General features: G+C 71.2%; 13 protein-coding genes. 7 read left to right on the forward strand and 6 right to left on the reverse strand.

Annotation, left to right across the window (positions count from 1 at the left end; translation table 11 throughout):
* Positions 1-14: 14 nt before the first annotated feature.
* Positions 15-1,127, forward strand: a complete 1,113-nt coding sequence (locus OG965_RS35075) for an alpha/beta hydrolase (RefSeq protein WP_371656091.1) — start codon at positions 15-17, stop codon at positions 1,125-1,127.
* Positions 1,128-1,151: 24 nt separating this feature from the next.
* Here OG965_RS35075 and OG965_RS35080 read toward each other — a convergent pair whose 3' ends face one another.
* Positions 1,152-1,544 carry an SHOCT domain-containing protein gene (locus tag OG965_RS35080; RefSeq protein WP_371656092.1) on the reverse strand — a complete coding sequence of 131 codons (393 nt, stop codon included), beginning with the start codon at positions 1,542-1,544 and terminating at the stop codon, positions 1,152-1,154.
* Between the two features lie 201 nt (positions 1,545-1,745).
* Between OG965_RS35080 and OG965_RS35085 the strand changes: the two genes are divergently transcribed.
* The 4 genes from OG965_RS35085 (at position 1,746) to OG965_RS35100 (ending at position 7,649) form a co-directional block, all read left to right on the forward strand.
* Positions 1,746-2,294: a potassium channel family protein gene (locus OG965_RS35085; protein WP_371656093.1), complete on the forward strand. Its 549-nt coding sequence runs from the start codon at positions 1,746-1,748 to the stop codon at positions 2,292-2,294.
* Positions 2,295-2,338: 44 nt separating this feature from the next.
* Positions 2,339-3,583, forward strand: coding sequence for a chloride channel protein (locus tag OG965_RS35090; RefSeq protein ID WP_371657146.1), 1,245 nt, complete (start codon positions 2,339-2,341; stop codon positions 3,581-3,583).
* Positions 3,584-4,008: 425 nt separating this feature from the next.
* Positions 4,009-6,432, forward strand: coding sequence for a penicillin acylase family protein (locus OG965_RS35095; RefSeq protein WP_371656094.1), 2,424 nt, complete (start codon positions 4,009-4,011; stop codon positions 6,430-6,432).
* Between the two features lie 152 nt (positions 6,433-6,584).
* Entirely contained in the window at positions 6,585-7,649 is a 1,065-nt protein-coding gene (locus OG965_RS35100; RefSeq protein WP_371656095.1) for a radical SAM protein, read from the forward strand.
* Here OG965_RS35100 and OG965_RS35105 read toward each other — a convergent pair.
* Positions 7,642-8,481, reverse strand: coding sequence for an NAD(P)H-binding protein (locus OG965_RS35105; protein ID WP_371656096.1), 840 nt, complete (start codon positions 8,479-8,481; stop codon positions 7,642-7,644). The two genes, OG965_RS35100 and OG965_RS35105, sit on opposite strands and share 8 nt — an antisense overlap.
* 129 nt (positions 8,482-8,610) lie before the next feature.
* Between OG965_RS35105 and OG965_RS35110 the strand changes: the two genes are divergently transcribed.
* Positions 8,611-9,603, forward strand: a complete 993-nt coding sequence (locus OG965_RS35110; protein ID WP_371656097.1) for a helix-turn-helix transcriptional regulator — start codon at positions 8,611-8,613, stop codon at positions 9,601-9,603.
* A gap of 58 nt (positions 9,604-9,661) precedes the next feature.
* On the opposite strand, the gene OG965_RS35115 is transcribed toward OG965_RS35110, so the two are convergent.
* A complete protein-coding gene (locus OG965_RS35115) occupies positions 9,662-10,969 on the reverse strand; it encodes an aldehyde dehydrogenase family protein (protein WP_371656098.1) in 1,308 nt (435 codons plus the stop codon).
* A 382-nt stretch (positions 10,970-11,351) separates the two neighbouring features.
* Here OG965_RS35115 and OG965_RS35120 point away from each other — a divergent pair, with 382 nt between their 5' ends.
* Positions 11,352-12,011: an HAD family acid phosphatase gene (locus OG965_RS35120; protein WP_371656099.1), complete on the forward strand. Its 660-nt coding sequence runs from the start codon at positions 11,352-11,354 to the stop codon at positions 12,009-12,011.
* A 75-nt stretch (positions 12,012-12,086) separates the two neighbouring features.
* On the opposite strand, the gene OG965_RS35125 is transcribed toward OG965_RS35120, so the two are convergent.
* From OG965_RS35125 to OG965_RS35135, 3 genes are all read right to left on the reverse strand, one after another.
* Complete coding sequence (locus tag OG965_RS35125) at positions 12,087-13,403, reverse strand: FAD-binding oxidoreductase (RefSeq protein WP_371656100.1); 1,317 nt, start codon at positions 13,401-13,403, stop codon at positions 12,087-12,089.
* 366 nt (positions 13,404-13,769) lie between these two features.
* The gene (locus OG965_RS35130; RefSeq protein ID WP_371656101.1) at positions 13,770-14,066 is read right to left on the reverse strand and encodes a hypothetical protein; all 297 of its coding nucleotides are present in this window, start codon (positions 14,064-14,066) and stop codon (positions 13,770-13,772) included.
* Between the two features lie 15 nt (positions 14,067-14,081).
* Entirely contained in the window at positions 14,082-15,752 is a 1,671-nt protein-coding gene (locus OG965_RS35135; protein WP_371656102.1) for a sodium:solute symporter family protein, read from the reverse strand.
* Positions 15,753-15,794: the final 42 nt, after the last annotated feature.

The raw sequence follows: 15,794 nt of genomic DNA on the forward strand, positions 1-15,794 counted from the left end.
AGCCGGAGCCACTGATGTCGCACGCGTCCACCAAGACCAGGGACGGGGCCGAGACCTATGAGTCCCGTGGCCACCGCCGCGCTTCCAAGGCCCGGCGATGGCTTGTCGCCGTGGTCTGCGTGGGGCTGCTCGGGGCGATCGCCTGGCCGGTCATGAGCTATTTCGAGATACCGCCCTTCACGGACAAGGGCGACCCCATCTCGTACGGCAAGATCGACAACAAGGGCGACGGCACCCCGCAGAAGCCGGCGGACTCCAAGACCCTGATGCCGACCGGACCGGCCGCCGACTTCAAGATCGCCAGCACGCTGGGCAACGGGACGCACGTCGGCGTCGTGAAGATCACCGGAAAGAAGTCCGGCTTCACGGGCAAGGTGTGGGTCTGGGCGCCGAAGGAGTACGACGACCCGAAGTACGACAAGAGCGGCTTCCCCGTCCTGATCGCGCTCCCGGGCGGCCCCGGCTTCCCCAACAACTACTGGATGGACAACAACCTCAAGCTGGAGTCGTCCATCTCCAAGTGGGCCGAGGAAGGCAAGGGCAAACCGTTCCTGCTGGCCATGCCGGTGCTGAACCCCAAGCCCGACGACGGCGGGCTCTACTGGGACGGCAGCGACATCCCCGGCCAGCCCAAGATGGGCACCTGGCTGACCGAGGACGTGCCCGACCTCATGCGGCAGAACTTCCGCACGATCAAGTCGCGCGACGGCTGGGCCTTCATGGGCTCCTCCTCCGGCGGCTTCGCCGGCCTCAAGGCCGTGCTGAAGCACCCCGACAAGTTCAAGGCCGTCATCGCCTCCGGCCCCGACATCGTCCCCGACTCGCGCTTGTGGAACGGCCACCCCAAGGAGAAGGCCGAGAACAACCCCGAGGTGCTCTCCAAGCAGCTGATCGCCGCCAAGGGGCCGGACGTCTACCTCGCCTTCCAGTACGGCACGAAGGAGTCGTCCGTCATCCCCAAGGTGAACAAGTACATCGCCACCTACGGGAACAAGGGCCCGATCCACACCCACCTCGAAGTCATCCAGGGCGGCCGGCACAACGCCGTGACGTATGTGAAGGGGATGGACGCGAGCAGCATGCAGTGGATCAGTGAACAGATCGAGGGACCCACGCCGTCGTCCTGAGGCGGGAGCGGCGGCCCGGCGGCCTCACGCCAGGATCTTGGCCTTGGCGCGCTCGAACTCCTCCGGAGTGATGTCGCCCTTGTCCTTGAGCGCGGAGAGCTTGCTCAGCTCCTCCACCGAACCGCCCCCGCCGGTCCCGGCCGCCTTGCGGACGTACTGCTGGAACGCGTCCTCCTGCTGCTTGAACTGCTTCGCGTCGCGCTGTCCCATGCCCTGTCCGCGGGCGATGAGATAGACGAAGACACCGAGGTAGGGCAGGACGAGCACGAAGACCAGCCAGCCCGCCTTGGCCCAGCCGCTGAGGCTGTGGTCCCGGAAGATGTCGGTGGCGACCTTGAAGAGCAGGAAGAACCACATCACCCACAGGAACAGCCACAGCATCGTCCAAAAGAGGTTGAGGAGTGGGTAGTCGTCCATGCCGGACTCCGATCACGGGGGGTTGATACCTTCTTACAGCCGGTTGAAGATGGCCGCATGCCGGAGGGCGTCCCGCAGCGGGGTCCTCCCGTCCGGCTCTGTCGGGCGGGACGGGCACCCCCGCCTCGCCTGACGCGGAGGGCGGCTCGCCCCCTCCGGGACGCCGGTGCCCGCAGGACCACGCACACACCGGAGTGGCCCATGGAACGCGCAGGTCCCGGAGACCGCCGCCGCGCCCTCGCCGGCCATCTGCTGCGCTCGGTCGCCTCGGTGACCGTGCAGACGGCGCTGTACTGCTCGGCCCCGCTGGATCGCGGGGTCGGCGTCGGCACCGCCGTCCTGCTCGTACTGGGACTGGTGGTCTTCGGCTGTCTCACGGCCTGGCAGATCGCCGCCATCACCCACGCGGAGTATCCGCGGCTGCGGGCGATCGAGGCGTTGGCCACCGCCGTGCCGCTGTTCCTCATGCTGTTCTCCGTGGCGTACTTCCTGCTAGCCGAGAACCGGCCGTCGTCGTTCTCGGAGCCGCTGAGCCGGACCGACGCCCTGTACTTCACGGTCACGGTGTTCGCGACCGTCGGCTTCGGCGACATCGCGCCCACCACCGGCACCAGCCGTGCGCTGACCACCGTGCAGATGCTCGCGGATCTGATCGTGGTGGGCGTGATCGCCAAGGTCCTCTTCGGCGCGGTCCGCGTCGGGCTGCGCCGCCGGGGCGAGGCCCCCGAGCACCCGGAGGAGGAGCCGTGACCGCCGACGGGACGCAGCCGCGGGAGGCGGACCTGCTGAGGGACATGCTCCGGACGCCCGGCTATCTCGGGGCGCTCGTCCTGTGCGCGCTCATCGGTATCCCGGTGTCCCTCGCCGCGTTCTGGTTCATGGTCGGGCTGCACGAACTGGAACACGTGCTGTGGGCCGGGCTTCCGCACACCCTGGGCCGGGACGTTCCGCCGTGGTGGTGGCCGCTGCCCCTGCTCCTCTTCGCCGGGGCGGTGGTGGGTCTGGTAGCCACCCGGCTGCCGGGCGCGGGTGGTCACGTCCCGGCGGCGGGACTGCACGTCGGCGGCGCCTCCTCGGCCGTGCTGCCCGGTGTGCTGCTCGCCGCCGCGGCCTGTCTGCCGTTCGGCGCGGTGCTGGGGCCCGAGGCACCACTGATCGCCCTCGGCGGCGGGCTCGCCCTCTGGTTCAGGGACCTCGCCCGGGCTCCCGCGACCCCGCAGAGCACGACGCTCCTGGGGGCGGCCGGAGCCGCCGCGGCCATCGCGGCGATCTTCGGCAACCCCTTGGTCGCCGCGGTCCTCCTGATCGAGGTCGCGGGGGTCGGCGGGCCGCAGCTCTTCGCGGTCATGCTCCCGGCCCTGCTGTCCAGCGGGGTGGGGTCCCTGGTGTTCACCGGCTTCGGGCGCTGGACAGGTCTGGAGACGGGCAGCCTGGCCCTGAAGCTGCCCACGCCCTTCCCCCGCGTGGACGCCGGTGACGTGGTCTGGGCACTGGTCATGGCCGTGGCCCTCACGGTCGCCCTGCACCTGGTGCTCGCGGCCGGCCGGTCGGTCGCGGCGTACGTCGCCGGTCGCACCCTGGTCCGTACGATCGGCTGCGCCCTGGGCGCCGCGGCGTGCGCCGCGCTCTATGCGCTGATCACCGGCCGCTCGCCGGCGGACGTCGCCTCGTCCGGGCAGGCCACGCTGGGCGGCCTGGCCGCCGACCCGCACGCCTGGGGTATCGGTGCGCTGCTGGCGGTCCTCCTGTTCAAGAGCGCCGCCTACGCGCTCTGCCTGGGCAGTCTGCGCGGTGGACCGGTGTTCCCGGCGCTCTTCCTGGGAGCCGCGGCGGGGGTGCTGCTCGCGCCCCTGCCGGGTCTGGGAGTCGTCCCGGGCATGGCGGCGGGCATGGCGGCCGCCACGACAGGTGTCCTGCGGCTGCCCGTGAGCAGTGTGGTCCTCGTGGTGCTCCTGCTGGGCAGCTCCGCCATGATGCCGGTCGTGATCCTGGCGGCCGTGGTCGCCTTCGTCACCGTGGAGCTGCTGCCGGCGCGCTGACGGCCCGTGGTGGGGCCGTGCGCCACGCAAGATGACGCTCGTCGAGCGCCTCTGCCGCACCGGTTGGAGAGCCGGGCCGCCTACCGCTCTGGTTGGAGGAGGGATCTCAACCCTCTGTGTGACGCCGCGCGGCAACCCCGCTCCCTATGTTTGGCGTCCCGGCGGCGGCGAACCGACACGCAGCCGGAGTACGGCGACACGCGTCGTGCCGCACGCGGTCGCCCCCAACTCGCCACTCCGCAGGTCAGCGCCGCCCGGTCCATCCCAGGGTGTACATCCATGGGCCCACCGCCCGGCGTGAAGTTTGGCCGACGGGTTGATGTGGTGAGGGGCGGGCTTGCGGCACCCTTACGGACATGCCGAGCAACCGACGATATCTGATGGTGCGTCAAAAGACGCGAAGCATACGGAGACTGGGGTCCCTGGTGGCCGCCCTCTGTCTGGCCTCCGGCACCGCCGCGCTGTTACCGGCGCCCGCGTCCGCCGCGGCGGAACCGGACGGCAAGCGGGTGGGCGACCACGAATACACCTCCCAGATCCGCCGTACCGAGTACGGCATCCCGCACGTGCTGGCCCACGACTACGGCGGCTTGGGGTACGGATACGGGTACGCGTTCGCGCAGGACAACCTGTGCCAACTCGCCGACCAGGTCATGACGTTGCGGGGCGAGCGCTCCAGATACCTGGGCCCGACGGAGACGACCGCCGACGACACCCCCAACCTGGCGAGCGACACCTACCACCAGGGCCTGCGGCAGGCCGGTACGGTCCGGCGGCTGCTCGACCGCCCGGCGCCGCTCGGCCCGACGCCGGAGCTGCGCCGGATGGTCGAGGGGTACGCCGCCGGGTACAACCGGTATCTGCGCGACACCGGCGCCGCCCACCTTCCGGACCCGACGTGCAAGGGCAAGCCCTGGGTCGGCCCGATCGACGCCATGGACATCTGGAACCTCACCTACGACCTCAACGGCGCCTTCGGCGCGACGGCGCTCAAGCAGGCCATCACCACCGCGACCCCGCCTACAGGGGCCTCGGGCAAGGCCGCCACGAAGCCACCGCGGGCGGCGACGGCAGCGCACGCCGCCGGTGCGAGCGGTGCGGCCTCGGTGGCCGCGTCGGAAACCCCCTCGACTCCGTCAAGGAGCAAGGGCCCCCGCCGCGCCGACCTCGGCAGCAACGGCTGGGCGCTCGGCCGTGACGTGACCCGAGGGCATGACGGCATGCTACTGGCCAACCCGCACTTGGGATGGATTGGCGGCTACCGCTTCTACCAGGTGCAGTTGACGATCCCGGGCGTCCTCGACGTCGCGGGCGCGAGCATCTACGGCACCCCGCTCGTCGAGATCGGCCACACCCGCAGCCTGGCCTGGACGCACACCACGAGCTACGCCGACCACGCCTCGCTCTACCGCCTCACCATCGCACCCGGCGACCCGACGAGCTACCTCGTCGACGGCAAGGCGGTGCCGATGACCCGCCGGACCGTGCCGGTCACGGTCCGGGGCGCCGACGGCAAGCTCTCCACCGTGTCCAGCACCCTCTACACCTCCCGGTACGGGCCGGTCCTCGCCGAGGGCTGGACGCGGACCGAGGCGTACGCCCTGAGGGACGCCAACGCCGACAACCTGCGCTCGATGAACGAGTGGCTGGCGCTCGGCAAGGCGGGGTCCGTGGACCAGCTCAAGCAGGCGCACCAGAAGTACCAGGGCATCCCTTGGACGTACACGATCGCCTCGGACACCACTGGCACCGCGTACTTCAACGACTCCTCCGCAGTGCCGCACGTCGCCGACGACCAGCTCAAGCGGTGCGGCCTGCGGGGCAGCGGCGACGATTTCGTCGGTGCGCTCGACGGTTCGACCTCGGCCTGCGACTGGGGCAGCGACCCCGACGCGGTGGTGCCGGGCCTCTTCGGCCCCGGTCACCAGCCCCGGCTGACCCGGACCGACTACGTGGCCAACTCCAACAACGACTCGACGCTGACCAACCCCGCGGCGCCGCTCACCGGTTACCCGCGGATGTACCGCGCCGGGGCGCCCCTCGGGCCGCGCGCCCAGCTCGGGCTCCAGATGATCGCGGGCCGGCGCGACGGCACCGACGGACTGGGCGCTCCGGGCTTCAGCCTGTCCACGCTGCAGGCGAGCATGCTCGGCGACCGCAACTACACGGCGGAGCTGGGCCGCGACGACGCGGTCGCGATGTGCCGCGCGCACCCCGTCCTGACGGCCACCGACGGCACCGAGGTGGATGTGCGCGCCGCCTGTGACGTCCTCGCGGCCTGGGACACCCGCGACGACGCCGACAGCCGGGGCGCCGTACTGTGGCAGGCGTTCCGCACCCAGGTGGGCGGCCCGAACCCCTGGTGGCGTGTTCCGTACGACCCGGCCCAGCCGCTCACCACCCCGCGCGGGCTCAACGGCGACGAACCGCAGGTGCGGCGCGCACTGGCCGACGCCGTGCGCGGGCTGGCCGCCGACAAGGTGCCGCTGGACGCGCCGATGGGCAGCGTGCAGCGCTGGGCGGGGATTCCGCTGCCCGGTTGCTCCGGCGACGAGGGCTGCTTCAACGTCGTGAACGCGTCACCGACGTCGGGCAGCGGCGGCGCCACACGCCCGAACTCCCCGGAGGACTACGCGTCGGGCTCCAGCTTCATCATGGCCACGGAGCTGACGGCCCAGGGCCCGCGCACCCGCACGATCCTCACCTACGGGCAGTCCGCCAACCCCGAATCGCCCCACTACACCGACCAGACCGTCCTCTTCTCGCACAAGCGCTGGGTCACGGAACGGTTCACCGAGGCGGAGATCGGGACCGATCCCCAGCTCCGGGTCACGACCCTGCACGGCTGACCGGGGCGACCCGAACGGTCCGCGCCATCCCCAGAGTTGGGGATACCGCGCCCGGGCGGCGCCTCCTAGTCTGAGCGAGGCCGGAACGTCCTCCGCCACCGCACGGGGGACGTTCCGGCATCGAGGCCGCGAGCGGACACGGGGAGCATGCGATGGAGCGCGCGAACAACGTTGCCGATGGTCCACAGTCCGTCATCTGGGACATCACCTACGCCTGTCCGCTGCGCTGCACCCACTGCTACTCGGAGTCCGGCAGGCGCCCGACGCGGCAGGTGAGCCATGACGACATGCTCCGGATCGCCGATGCCATCATCTCCCTGGGCCCGGTCCAGGTCACCCTCGCCGGGGGTGAACCGCTCCTGGTCAAGGGGGTGTTCGAGGTAGCGGAGCGGCTCACGCGGGCGGGCATCTCGGTGCTCGTGTACACCGGCGGCTGGAACTTCCAGCCGTGGATGGCCGACGAGCTGGCGCGGGTGTGCGGGCGGGTCGTGGTGAGCGTCGACGGCCCCGCGCCCGAGGTGCACGACCGGATCCGCGGCAGGGCGGGTTCGTTCGAGCGGGCGATGAGGGCGTTGGCGCTGCTCGAAGCCGGAGCGCGGGGGCGGGCCGAGCGCGGCGAGCGCCCGCTCCCGTTCGCCGTCGACTGTGCGGTCGTACGGAGCAACGTCGACCGGTTGGAGGAGTTCTGCACGGACATCGTGCCGCGGTTCCCGCACCTGAGCTCCCTGGACTTCGGCGCCGCCGTGCCGTCCGGGCTCGGCAGCCGCACCGGATACGCCGAGCACGAACTGCTCTCGGACGAACAGCTCGCCCGGCTGGGCAGTGAGGAGCAGCGCGCGCGGCTTCAGGCGCTCGCCCCGGCCACCGTCCGGGTCGGCACGTCGACCAACTTCTCCTTGCAGATGAACCCCGAACAGGTCGCGCGCGGGCTCGACTTCCAGTCGGTCCAGATCGAGCCCGACGGGCAGGTCCGGGCCATGCTCATCTACGAGGGAACGGTCGGCAGTCTGCTGGAGGAGCCGCCCGCGGAGCTGTGGCGGCGTGCGGTGCGGCGGTGGACCGACCCGTTCGTGACCGAGGCGCTCTCCGGTGCGGGCACCATGCGCGGCTGGGCCGAGGCCGTGAGGCGCATCGACTACCACTTCGGCTCCGACGAGGTCCGCGCCCGCATCGACCGCCGCCCGGCGTTCCCCGCGGCGGCCGTGGACGTCATCTGAAGGCGACGACGTTGTCCGCCGCCCAGGTCGTGAACGTACGCGGTGCCCGGCCCAGGATCCGCTCCACGTCCGGGCTCACCCGCCGCTCCTCGGGCGTGGGTTCGCCGAGGATGCCGAGTGTGCCCTCGACCACCGGCTCCGGCATGAACCGCATCAGCAGCTCGCGCGCCTCGGCCCGGCTCTGCTCGACGAACCGCACCGCCGCCCCCAGCGCGTCACCGATCGCCCGGGCCTGCTCGCGCGGTGAGACCGTGGCCGGTCCGGTGAGTTCGTACGTCCGGCCCGCGTGACTCCCGTCGCGCAGGACCACGGCGGCGACCGCGGCGATGTCGGCCGGATCGATGACGGGCAGGCCGACGTCGCCGAAGGGTGCCGTGACGGTCCGCTCGGAGCGGACCGAGGGCGACCACATGTAGGCGTTGGAGGCGAATCCGCTGGGCCGCAGGACCGTCCACTGGAGGTGTGACTCCCGTACGGCGTCCTCGAAGGCGCGCAGCCGGGCGTGCGCGGGGGAGTGCGGGCGGGTCGCGGTGGCCTGCGACGACTGGAGGACGACCCGCTGGACCCCGGCGGCCCGCGCCGTGTCGAGGATGGCGTGCGGGTCGAGGCCCTCGCCGTCACCGGGGACGAGGAGGTACAGCGCGTCGGCCCCGTCGAGGCTGCGCTTGAGGCTCTCGGGCCGGGCCGGATCGGCCTGCTGGAACTCCACGTTGCCCGGCATCTGTGCGGCCGGGATGCGGCGGGACACCGCCGTAACCCACTCGCCCGCCGAGGCCAGGGTCCGTACAAGGTGCCGTCCGACGTTCCCGGTTGCTCCGGTCACCACAATCATGATCTCTCCCTGAAGGCGTGTACGGCGCGGCCTTTGATCAGTCCGCTGATCTTTCCGCGCTCGATCTGCACTCATCCTGGAAGCCAAACTGGCCATCTCCTGGCCAGTTTTCCCAAGAGAATGATCGCTATGAGAGCTGACCGGCTGGTGGCGACCCTGCTGTTCCTGCAAACACGCGGACGCGTGACCGCGCGCGAGGTGGCGGCGGAGCTGGAGGTGTCCGAGCGCACCGCGCGCCGCGACCTGGAGGCGCTGGCCGCCGCCGGTATCCCCGTGTACTCCCAGCACGGGCGGGGCGGCGGCTGGTCCCTGGTCGGCGGGGCGCGTACCGATCTCACCGGCCTCACCGCCGCCGAGATCCGTGCGATGTTCCTGGTCGCGGGGCCGTCGGCGGCCTCGCCCGAACTGCGCACCGCGCTGCGGAAGTTGGTGCGGGCCCTGCCCGCGACGCTCCGGTCCGGCGCCGAGGCCGCGTCGAAGGCAGGTGTCACGGACGGCACGGACTGGTCGCGCATGCCCGTCACGGCGGGCACGCCCCTGCTGGACGCGCTGCAACGGGCGGTGGTGGACGGCCTGCGGATCCGGCTCGGATACGCCCGCCCCGGCAGCCCGGCCGGTACGCGCACGGTCGACCCGCTGGGCCTGGTCACCAAGGCGGGAGTCCCGTATCTCGTGGCCGGTACGGAGAAGGGGGCGCGGGCAGGTGACGAGGCGGCCGCCGGATCCGTCCACGACGGTCTGCGCATCTTCCGGCTCGACCGGATCACCTCGGTCGAGGTGACCGCGGACCCCGTCGTCCGGCCGGAGGGCTTCGACCTGGCCACGGCCTGGCGCGCGCTGGCCGCCCCGATGGAGGAGCGGATGCTGGGGGCGACCGTACGCGGGCGGGCCGAGCCCACGGCCGGGCGCGTCCTGGGCGTCCTGTTCGGCGGCCGCCTGCGCCTGGGCGGCGAACGGGCTGACGGATGGCTGGAGATGGAGATCGACGGCCCGTCCCCGGAGGTCGTGGCCGCGCAACTGGCCGGTCTCGGGGCGAGCGTGGAGATCCTCGAACCCCCGCAGGCCCGCGAGCGGCTCGCGCAGCTCGCGGCCGAACTCGCCGCGCTCTACGGCCCGGTGTAGCCGTCACACCGGTACACCGGGGGCCGGAACGGGGATCCGTCCCGGCCCCCACCGCTCGTCACCCGGCCAGCACGGCCTTGCGGTGGCTGAACGTCTCGATGGAGTAGCGGCCGTGGTAGTTGCCCATGCCGCTCTCGCCGACGCCGCCGAAGGGCAGGTCGGAGACGGTGAGATGGGCCAGCGGCAGGCCGAGGCCGAGGCCGCCCGAGGAGGTCTCGGAGGCCAGGCGCTCGCGGGTGGTCCCGGACTCGGTGAAGGCGTACAGGGCCAGCGGCTTGTCGCGGTCGTTGATGAAGTCGATGGCCTCGTCCAGGCCCGGCACCGTGACGATGGGCAGGATCGGGCCGAAGATCTCCTCCCGCATCACCGGCGCCTTGGGGTCGACATCGGCGAGGACGGTCGGCGCGAGGTACTTGGTGGCGCGGTCGCCCCGGCCACCGGTGACGACGCGGCCCGAGTCGAGCAGCGCGCTCAGGCGGTCGAAGTGGCGCTCGTTGACGATGCGGCCGTACTCGGCCGAGGCCTGCGGGTCGGCTCCGTACAGGGCCTCGACGGCCCGGGCCAGCGCCGGTTCGAGGGCGCGGGCGGTCTCCGGGTCGGTGAGGACGTAGTCGGGTGCGACACAGGTCTGGCCCGCGTTGAGGAACTTGCCCGCGGCGAGCCGGGCCGCGACCGTGGCGATGTCGGCGTCCCGGTCGACGAACACCGGGGACTTGCCGCCCAGTTCGAGGGTGACCGGGGTGAGGTGCTGGACGGCGGCGGCCATGACGATGCGGCCGACGGTGCCGTTGCCGGTGTAGAAGATGTGGTCGAACCGCTCGGCCAGCAGCGCCGTGGTCTCCGGAATGCCGCCTTCCACCACGGCCACCGCGTCCGGGTCGAGATACTCGGGCAGCAGCCGCGCCAGCACGGCGGAGGTGGCCGGAGCCAGCTCGCTCGGCTTGACCACGACCGCGTTCCCGGCGGCCAGGGCGCCGATCATCGGGGTGAGCAGCAGCTGCGCGGGATAGTTCCAGGGCGCGATCACCAGGACGACGCCCAGCGGGTCGTACTGCGTCCACGCCGTCGCCCCGCCCAGGTGCTCCGGGACGGGCGCGGGCTCGGGTCGCAGCCACTGAGCGAGGTGGTCCAGGGTGTGGTCGATCTCCCGGACGGTGAAGCCGATCTCGGTGCGGTGGACCTCGGCGGGGCTCTTGCCGAGGTCCGCGTGGAGCGACTCCACCAGGTCCGCACCGCGCTCGGTGAGCATCTCGCGCAGTCGTCGCAGCTGCGTGGTGCGCCACTCGACGGGCTTGGTGCGACCGGTGCGGAAGGTGGCGCGCAGCCGGGCCACGGTGTCGGCGGGCTGCTCCGGGGTGGTGTTCATGGTGCCTCGCTGCTGAGGGGGCGGACCCGTCGGTCCGCGCTGTCGTCGGGGTCGAGCCGAGATCGGCTCGATGTATATGCCAACAGTTGAGGTTGGAAAATAAATTCCCGGCGCGCCCATACGGCTCCGCCGACCGACGCGGAGGCCGCGCTCGCCCCGCCCATCCGGCGGCTCGCCTTCCGTATGGGGCGGGTTCGTGCGGCACTCCCGTGGATTCACCCCACGTATGCGAGAAGTTTCCTACCGACCAGTAGACATTGCGCCACCGGCTGATCATTGTTGGCCGTGCGCATGCCAATTCCGTGCCGCCCGTGCCGTTCGCCGAGGCCCGGCGGGTCCCCCACGGCCTCCCACCATCGCGACAGAGGAGCACCAACCCCCCATGCACCGCACTGCTTGGACGACGCGCACGGCCGTCACGGTGGCCGCAGCGGCGACCGCCCTCATAGCCGCGCCGACCGCCTCCCAGGCGGCCCCCGCCGCGGCCCCGCACTCCGTCGTGGCCCAGGCCTCCGCCTCCGGCGGGATCGCCGCGCTCAAGGATGTCGACTACGCGACCTGGCTGCGCGACGTCCAGGGCGTCGTGGACACCGCCCGCCCGTACCTCAAGGACCGCATCGCCGCCTCGCCCGCGGGCGAGAAGCCGGCGATCGTCCTGGACATCGACAACACCTCGCTGGAGACGGACTTCCACCATTTCTGGACGTTCCCGACCCCCGCCATCCAGTCGATGCGGGACATGGTGCGCGAGGCGAGCTCCCAGGGCGTCGCCGTCTTCTTTGTGACGGCCCGCCCCGGCATCATCGAGTCCCTCACCTCGTACAACCTCAAGGCCGTCGGCTACCCCGTCACCGGTCTCTACGTACGCGATATGCCGGACCTGTTCCACGAGGTCAGCACGTACAAGACGGAGAAGCGGGCCGAGATCGAGGCGCGCGGCTACACGATCATCGCCAACTTCGGCAACAACACGACCGACCTGGTCGGCGGGCACGCCGAGCGTGCCTTCAAGCTCCCGGACTACGACGGCAAGCTGTCCTGACCCGCTCGTGACGGACGACGGCGCCCCGTGGCCACTGCCGCGGGGCGCCGTCGTCCGTATCGGGACCGTCAGCCGTCAGCCGAGGACCGGGAAGTTGCTGCGGAAGACCCCGCGCGGGTCGCGGTCGCGCTTGACCTGCTGGAGCCTGGCCAGCGCCTCGGGCGTGAAGGCCGCCGCGGCGGTGTCACCGGGGGAGAGGTACGTGTAGGGCTTGCGGCCGCTGATGTACGGGGCGACCGACTGGACCAGCGCCTCCTGGCGGGCGACGATCTCGGCCCTGCGCTCCGGCGAGGACGGCACACCGAACATGGACAGGGTGTACGGCTCGGTCAGCGGGCCCTGGGGGTTCTCCGTCGGCCGGGCGAGGGCGCCGCCCAGGTGCCGGATGTTCATACCGAGGAGAGGGGCGATCGGCTCCGCGAGCAGCGCGGCGACGACCTTGTCGTCCAGGTCCGTCAGAAGCTCGGCGCGGGCCGCGGAGGGCCCGGGCTCCGTCGGCTCGTGGGCGATCTCCCCCAGCTCGGCCATCGGCCACACGCCCCTGGTGTCCGCGTTCGCGCCCTCGATCTCGTCGAGCGCACTGAGCAGCGCCCGGCCCTCGGCCTCCTCGCCCAGGAAGGTGCTGTCCAGGGTGACCAGCCAGGGGCCGTTCGGGATGTCGAGCATGTTGAACCACACGGTCAGCTCGTCCGGCGCAGCGGAGGTGATCTTGCGGAAGGCATCCAGGACGCGGGGCGCCTGGCTGCCGTGCCAGACCATCCGGCCGCCGAAGAGGGTGGGCGCGGGGTGCAGGTCGTACTCGATGGCCGTGACCACGGCGTAGTCGCCGCCGCCGCCGCGCAGCGCCCAGAAGAGCTCGGCGTCGGAGTCGGCGGTCACCCGCGCCTGGGTGCCGTCGGCGGTGACCACGTCGAAGGCGGTGACGCTGTCGGCGGCCCAGCCGTACTTGCGACCGAACCAGCTGAGCCCGCCGCCGAGCGTGTAGCCGACCACGCTGACCAGCGGGGAGCTGCCCGGCAGCCCGGTCAGGCCGAGCGGCCCGGCCGCCGCCTGGACCTGCCCGCCCTGGACGCCCGCGCCGACGCGCGCGCTACGGGCGGCGGCGTCGACGTGCAGCTCGTCGAGCTTGCCCGTGCGGAGCAGGATCACTCCCTCCACGTCGCCGCTGGCGCCCCGGCCGCCGGGCTGGGGCGCGACGGCGAGTCCGGCGGCGGCCGCATACCGCACCACGGCCGCCACGTCGTCGGCGTCGGCGGCCTCGACGACCGCCGAGACGGGCTGCTGGACTGCGAGGTTCCACGGCTTTCGTGCCTGGTCGAAGTCGTCGTCACCGGTCAGGAGGACACGGCCGCGCACCTGTGAACGCAGTTCGGCGAGAGCGCTCGTGGTCATGGTTGTTTCCTACTTCCTCGTTCTGCGTGTGCCCCCGGAACCGCACCGGCCGGCTTTCGCGATCACTTATTTGACGGAATCGAACGGGGAAACGTGACAAGAAGGAGGAGGAAGGTGGGAAGGGGAAGCGCGGGGAGGGGCCCGCGGGACCTGATAGCACGGTCCCGCGCGGCCGGCCTAGGGCCTGTCCGGCGGATCTGGTCGCCCGCGGGGTGCCTTCGCCTTTCGGTCCTGGTGAGCGGGGGTCTGGTGCGTCCAGCTGCAAGGCGGAGGAGGGCGTCGACGCGGAGCGTCGGCAACCGACGACAACGCGGCAGATGGGCGTGCCAGACCCCCGCGTCCCAGACAAGATCCGCCGGACAGGCCCTAGACCCCTTCCGGCCCGGCTTCGCCGTCCTCCGGGGTGGGCGGGGAGAGGGGGCGCAGCCAGAGCCAGACCAGGAAGAACAGTCCCAGGGCCAGCATCCCGAGCCCCGTCCAGAGGTTGATGTTGACGCCCTCGGCCTTCTTCAGGTCGGCGTCGGAGGCCGTGAGCCCGGCTATGGTGACGATCACTCCGTACAGGGTGAACAGGCTGCCGATGATCCGGCGGATGTCGAAGAGCCGGGCCGCGGTGGCGGACTTCTTCTCCAGCTCGGAGACTTCGCGTTGCAGTTCAGACATGGTCCGGGCCTCCGATCAGAGCGAGTAGGGCAGGTAGCAGAGCGCGGCGAGGACCACCGCTCCCCAGCCGAGCAGCGCGGGCCTGCGGTACCAGGCGCCGTCGCCCTCGGCGGGCTGCTCCTCCGGACCGGGCGAGACCGTCCCGTACACCAGACCGGCGAGCTCGGCCTCGGGCTTGGGGGCGGTGAAGAGCGTCACCACGACCATGACGATCGCGCCGGCGGCGAAGCCGACGATCGCGGAGACGAAGTTGGCGCCCTGGTCGGTGGGGATGGACACGACGCCCTGCTTGTAGATCCAGAAGTAGTTGACCATCGCGGCCGTGGTGCCCGCGAACAGCCCCCAGACACCGGACTTCTTGGAGGCCCGCTTCCAGAACATCCCGATGACGAAGACCACGAACATCGGCACGTTGAAGAAGGAGAACAGCGTCTGGAGGTACCCCATGATGTTGGAGAAGCTGGACGCGATGAACGCGGTGCCGATCGAGGCGAGCACACCGATCGCCGTGATCAGCCGCCCGAAGCGCAGGTAGTACGCGTCCGGCTGCCCCTTCCTCACGTACTTGGACCAGATGTCGTACGTGAAAACGGTGTTGAACGACGACACATTGGCCGCCATGCCCGCCATGAACGCGGCGAGCAGCCCGGTGACGGCGATGCCGAGCACCCCGTTGGGCAGCAGCTCCTGCATCAGGTACGGGATGGCGTCGTTGTACGTGAGGCCGGAGCCCGGGGTGCCGATGTCGGGCACCAGGGCGGCGGCGACCAGTCCCGGGATCATCACCAGGAAGACGATGAACATCTTCGGGAAGGCGGCGATCAGCGGGGTGCGCCGCGCCGCGCTGAGGTTCTTGGCGGAGAGGGCGCGCTGGACCTCGGCGAAGTTGGTGGTCCAGTAGCCGAAGGAGAGCACGAAGCCGAGCCCGAGGATGATCGTCAGCCAGTTGGCGCCGAGCGGGTTGCTCTGCCCGATGCCGGTGCCGCCCCAGGCGGTGAGGTAGTTGTGGCCGTGCGCCGACTCCAGGTCGTCGCTGAGCGCGCCCCAGCCGCCGACCCGCTTGAGGCCGAGGACGACCAGCGGGATGAGCGCGGCGAGGATCACGAAGAACTGGAGCACTTCGTTGTAGATCGCCGAGGAGAGTCCGCCGACGGTGATGTACGCGAGCACGAAGAGCCCGGCGACGACGATGGCCACCCACTGCGGCCAGCCGAGCAGCGCCTCGACCACGATCGACAGGGCGTAGAGGTTGACGCCCGCGATCAGGATCGCGGCGAAGGCGAACAGCGCCGAGCTGAGCAGGTGCGCGGACGCGTCGAACCGCTGGAGCAGGAACTCCGGCACCGAGCGGACCTTCGAGCGGTAGTAGAAGGGCATCATCACCAGGCCGAGGAAGACCATGGCCGGGATGGCGCCGATCCAGTACCAGTGGACGACCGCGACGCCGTACTGGGCGCCGGTGGCGGCCATCCCGAGGATCTCGGTCGCGCCCAGATTGGCGGCGACGAAGGCGAGCCCGGTCACCCAGGCGGGCAGCGAGCGCCCGGAGAGGAAGAAGTCGAGGCTGGTCTTCACGCTCGCGCGGGCGGCGAAGCCGATGCCCAGAACGACGACGAAGTAGATCGCCAGAATCGTGTAGTCGAGCCCATTGGTGGGGAGCCGGAGCCCTTCGGCCAGAGATTGCATACGTACTCGCTTCGTCGCGCGAACTGATCCGAACCGGAACCT

Source organism: Streptomyces sp. NBC_00224 (assembly GCF_041435195.1).
Taxonomy (GTDB): Bacteria; Actinomycetota; Actinomycetes; order Streptomycetales; family Streptomycetaceae; genus Streptomyces.